This window comes from Aestuariivirga sp., assembly GCF_044238155.1.
Taxonomy (GTDB): Bacteria; Pseudomonadota; Alphaproteobacteria; order Rhizobiales; family Aestuariivirgaceae; genus Aestuariivirga.
Map to the genome: position 1 here is coordinate 1 of NZ_JBIIDX010000201.1, position 4,671 is coordinate 4,671.

Annotated in this window: 4 protein-coding genes and 1 pseudogene; 1 reads left to right on the forward strand and 4 read right to left on the reverse strand. The window is 62.9% G+C overall.

Annotated features, from left to right (window positions below):
- Positions 1-893: pseudogene (locus tag ACILRN_RS15735) on the forward strand (carboxypeptidase M32); the annotation flags it as partial.
- A 166-nt stretch (positions 894-1,059) separates the two neighbouring features.
- On the opposite strand, the gene ACILRN_RS15740 reads toward ACILRN_RS15735, so the two are convergent.
- The 4 genes from ACILRN_RS15740 to ACILRN_RS15755 all read right to left on the reverse strand — a co-directional run.
- Positions 1,060-1,851 (reverse strand): ABC transporter permease, encoded by a 792-nt coding sequence (locus ACILRN_RS15740; protein ID WP_395689893.1) that lies wholly within the window; start codon positions 1,849-1,851, stop codon positions 1,060-1,062.
- A 3-nt stretch (positions 1,852-1,854) separates the two neighbouring features.
- Positions 1,855-2,724 carry an ABC transporter permease gene (locus ACILRN_RS15745; RefSeq protein WP_395689899.1) on the reverse strand — a complete coding sequence of 290 codons (870 nt, stop codon included), beginning with the start codon at positions 2,722-2,724 and terminating at the stop codon, positions 1,855-1,857.
- 57 nt (positions 2,725-2,781) lie between these two features.
- Positions 2,782-3,933: a PotD/PotF family extracellular solute-binding protein gene (locus ACILRN_RS15750; RefSeq protein WP_395689895.1), complete on the reverse strand. Its 1,152-nt coding sequence runs from the start codon at positions 3,931-3,933 to the stop codon at positions 2,782-2,784.
- Positions 3,934-3,957: 24 nt separating this feature from the next.
- Positions 3,958-4,671: ABC transporter ATP-binding protein (locus ACILRN_RS15755; protein ID WP_395689897.1), on the reverse strand; the 714-nt coding region annotated here is incomplete at its 5' end.

The following is a 4,671-nucleotide window of genomic DNA, read 5'->3' on the forward strand; positions in this document are numbered from 1 at the left end:
CTTTGAACGGACCTTTCCCAATTGAACGGCAAAAGGCGCTGGGCCTTGAACTGATGAAGGCCGTGGGCTTCGACTTCAACCACGGCCGGCTGGATGTGTCGCACCACCCGTTCTGCGGCGGCGTTCCGTCCGATGTGCGCATGACGACGCGCTACCGTGAGGACGAGTTCCTGTCTTCCCTCATGGGCATCCTGCATGAGACCGGCCACGGGCTTTACGAACAGAACCTGCCGCATGACCTCGCCCACTGGCCCAGCGCCAGCGCGCGCGGCATGGCCATGCATGAGAGCCAGAGCCTGTTTCAGGAAATGCAGCTGTCGCGGCGGCCGGAATTCTGGCGCTTCGCACTGCCCAAGGCCCGCGAAATTATGGGGCTCGCGGACGTGACGGTTGAGGACCTGCTGTCGCATGTGCACCATGTCGAGCGCGGTTTCATCCGGGTGGATGCCGATGAAGCCACCTACCCCCTGCATGTGATCCTGCGCTTCGAGATCGAACAGGAGCTGGTCACCGGCCAGCTCGCGCCGAAGGACGTGCCGGAGGTTTGGAACGCCAAAATGCAGGACTATCTCCGGCTTTCCACCGCCGGCAACTACATGGACGGCCCGATGCAGGACGTGCACTGGCCCTCAGGCGCTATCGGCTATTTCCCAAGCTACACGCTGGGCGCCATGATGGCGGCACAGCAATGGGCGGCGGTGGAACGGGCCATTCCCGATGCCGCGGCCCAGGTCACGCGCGGCGATTTCGCAGCGATCAATGACTGGCGCAGGACGAACATCTGGTCCAAGGCCTCGCGCTTCTCGACGCCGGAGATCATGATCCAGGCCACCGGCGAAGCGCTGAACGCCAGATACTTCGAAGACCACCTGAAGCGGCGGTATCTCTCTTAGGCCGCGGGCACTCATCTACATACATCGCAAACCACACATGTTCATCATGCCCGGACTTGATCCGGGCATCCTCTTCCGGCGGCCACAAAGAGGATTGCCCGGTCAAGCCGGGCAATGATGAGAGTTCTTGTTCCTTACGCCTGAGTTCAGTTGATCGCCCGAGGCTCTAACCTGCAGGCCTTTCTCCCCGTCTCAGGATCAGCTGCGCCGCGATCAGCAGCACGAAAGACGTGATCAGCACCACCGAGCCCACCGCGTTGATCTCCGGCGTGACGCCGCGGCGGATCGAGGAGAAGATATAGATCGGCAGCGTCACATCCGGCCCCGCAACGAAATAGGCGATGATGAAATCCTCGAACGAGAAGGTGAAGGCCAGCAGGAAACCGGCAAGGATCGACGGCGCCAGCAGCGGCAGCACTACCTGCCGGAAAGTGCCGAACGGCGTCGCGTAGAGGTCTTCGGACGCCTCGACGAGGCTGCGGTCCATGCCCTGGAGTCTGGCGCGCACCAGCAGCGCCACCACCGCGGTGTTGAACAGCACATGCGCGGCGATCACCGCCCAGGCGCCCATTTCAAGGCGTATCTGCAAAAGCGGGTTGACGGCATCAAACACCGAGACGAAGGCAATCAGCGTCGAAATACCAATCACGATGCCCGGCACCATGATGGCGATATAGATCAGCGCGTCAAAGCCCGCGCGCGTCCAGCCGCTCACCCGTTCGAGCCCGAGTGCGGTGAGCGTGCCGATCACCGCCGACAGCACGGCGTTGACCAGCGCGATATAGAGGCTCGTGGTCAGCGCCTCCATGATCAGCGGATTGGCGAAGGCCTTGGCATACCAGTCAAGCGAAAAGCCCTGCCAGACCATGGTCTGCTTTCCCGCATTGAAACTGCCACCCACGATGAAGGCGATCGGCGCATAGAGAAACACATAGATCAGAATGGCGTAGAGGCGCATCGGCTAGACCAGCGCCACGCGCCGCTGGCCGGACTTGCCGAGCACGAAGCGCATGTAGAGAAAAATCGTAACAAACATGATGGCCACCAGCGCCACCGAGACCGCGGCGCCAAAGGGCCAGTTGCGCGACTGCAGGAACAGGTCAACCAGCGCATTGCCGATGAAGAACACCTTGCCGCCGCCAAGATATTGCGGAAGTATGTAGTCGCCCATCAACAGGATAAAGACCAGCATCGAGCCGGTGGCCACACCGGGCAGCGCCAGCGGCAGCGTGACCTGAAAGAACGTCCTGACCGGCGATGCGCCGAGGTCGGCGGAGGCTTCCAGCAGGCGCTTGTCGAGCTTTTCCAGCGACACATAGATCGGCGGCACCATCAACGGCAGATAACCATAGACCGCGCCGATCAGCACCGCCCAGGGCGTGTTGATGATGCGGAAATCCGGGAATCCGAGATAGGCCAGCCAGGCCGGAACGCCCTTGGCGCCCAGCAGCATGATCCAGGCGTAATAGCGCAGGAGCTGGCTGGTCCAGAACGGCGCCATCACAAGGACGAGCAGCGTCACCCGCCAGCGGGGGTCGCATTTGACCGCCAGGAAGTAAGCCATTGGAAAGGCGATCACGGCGGTCAGCAGCGTGCCGATGGGCGCCAGCGTGAGCGTGTTGAGGAAGGCTTTGCCGCGCGCCGGAAGGTTCAGGTAATTGTCGAAGGTGAAGGCCGGCGCATAGCCACCCGCCGGAGCGCGCTCGCCAAAGGAAAAGACGAGGATCACCGCCAGCGGCGCCAGCAGCATGACCACAAACAGCACCGCCGCCGGCGCCAGAAGCATCGCGGTCACAAGGTGCGGGCGTGGCGGTGACGTGGCCATCAACAGCTCCCCCAGCCCGTCACCCCGGCGAAACACCGGCGTGACGGCTGCCGGGGTCCTCCATCAGGCCGCCTTGAAACGGGCCATGATCTCGGCACGCAGCGGGTTGGTGAGCGTCGCGGCGGCGCCGAATTCGAGCGGCGCCAGCGCTTCGGCTGCGGGGTAGAGCACCGGGTTCTCCAGCATCTCTTTCGGCACCAGCTTGTTGGTACGCGAGTCAGTCGATGGATAACCATGCGCCTGCACTTCAATCGCATTGATTTCGGGCGTCAGGATATAGTCGATGAAGGCATAAGCCGCGTCCGGGTTTGGCGCGTCCTTGGTGATGGCGTAGAAGTCGCTCCAGATTTCGCCGCCCTCCTTGGCCAGCACATAGACGAATTCCGGCATGTCGCGTTGCAGCTGCACCGCGTCCCCCGTCCAGCACACGCTCATCCAGGCATCGCCCGAGATCAGCGAGGGCTTGTAGTCCGAGTTGATGCCGAACAGATGCGGCTTCGCCTCGATCAGCAGCTTCTCGGCCTCGCCCAGCTCCTTTGGGTCGTTGGAGTTGAAGGAATAGCCGAAATACTTGAGCGCATTGCCGATGGTGGTGAGCTGATAATCATGCACCATCACGCGGCCCGTGGCCTCGTTGCGGGTGAGATCCCAGAACTCCTTCCAGGTCGTCGGCTTCTGCGCCATGGCCTTTGAATTGTAAGCAAAACCAGTGGTACCCCAGTTTTTCGGTACCGCCCACACTTTGCCGTCGATGACGCCTTCCGCGGTGAATCGCTGCTCCTGGGAGGCAGCGTCGTAATTGGGAAGCCGCGCGAGGTCGATTGGCTGGACGAGTCCCAGATCCTTGTAGGTCGAGATCGCGTAATTGGTTGGCACGAATACGTCCCAGCCGGTGGAACCCGCCTGCAGCTTGGCCAGCATCTCCTCGTTGGAGCCGAACACCGCGACGTTGATCTTCACACCGGTGTTCTTGGTGAAATTGTCGAGATTCTCCTGCGCGAAATAGCTGGGCCAGGTGGTGAAGTTCAGCGTGCCGGACAGCCCGGCATAGGCCTTGCGCGGGCGCAATCCCGGCATCGCGCCGCCGAGCACGGCAGTGGCGAGGCCAAGGCCGGTGACGCCGAGGAAGTGGCGGCGGGTGACGCTGCCTTTCTGGTAGCGGCGGAGTTCATCGAGGAACTTCGAAACCGGAATATAGTCTGGTTGCTTTGTCATGGTCGTTCTCCCTTGCGGTTGTTTTCAGTCGTTGAGCAGGATGCGTTCCGCCTCCCGGCGCCAGCCAGCGGCGATGCTGTCGCCGATGTCATAGACGCCGTGGTCGCGTTCGGTCTTGCGCGGCGCCATCACCAGGAACTGGCCCAGTTCGGCATGCGCCACCAGATACTCCGTATGCTCGCCAAGAAAGATGCGGTTCAGCACCTTGACGGGAATGCGCGCCGAGAGGCCATCAGGAAGTTTGGCCTCGCTCGCCGCGATGTCGATCAGCTCGGGCCGCACGCTCAGCACCTCGCCGTTGCGGTGGCCGGGGAAGAAATTGGTCTTGCCCACGAAGTCGGCCACATAGCGGCTGGCCGGCCGGTCATAGAGTTCGCGCGGGCTTCCCGTCTGCACAATGCGGCCCTCGCGCATGACGCAGACGCGGTCCGACATGGACAGCGCCTCCTCCTGGTCATGGGTGACCAAGAGGAAGGTGATGCCCACATCGCGCTGCAGGTTCTGCAGCTCGATCTGCATGTCGCGCCGCAGCTTGCGGTCGAGTGCGGCCAGCGGCTCGTCGAGCAGCAGCACGGCCGGCCGGTTGATGAGCGCGCGGGCCAGCGCCACACGCTGCTGCTGGCCGCCCGAAAGCTCATGCGTCCGCCTTGCGCCGAAGCCCGCCAGCCGCACCATGGCCAGCGCCTCGTCCACCGCGCGGGCGATCTCGGCGCGCTCCGGCTTTGGGCTTCGCTGGCG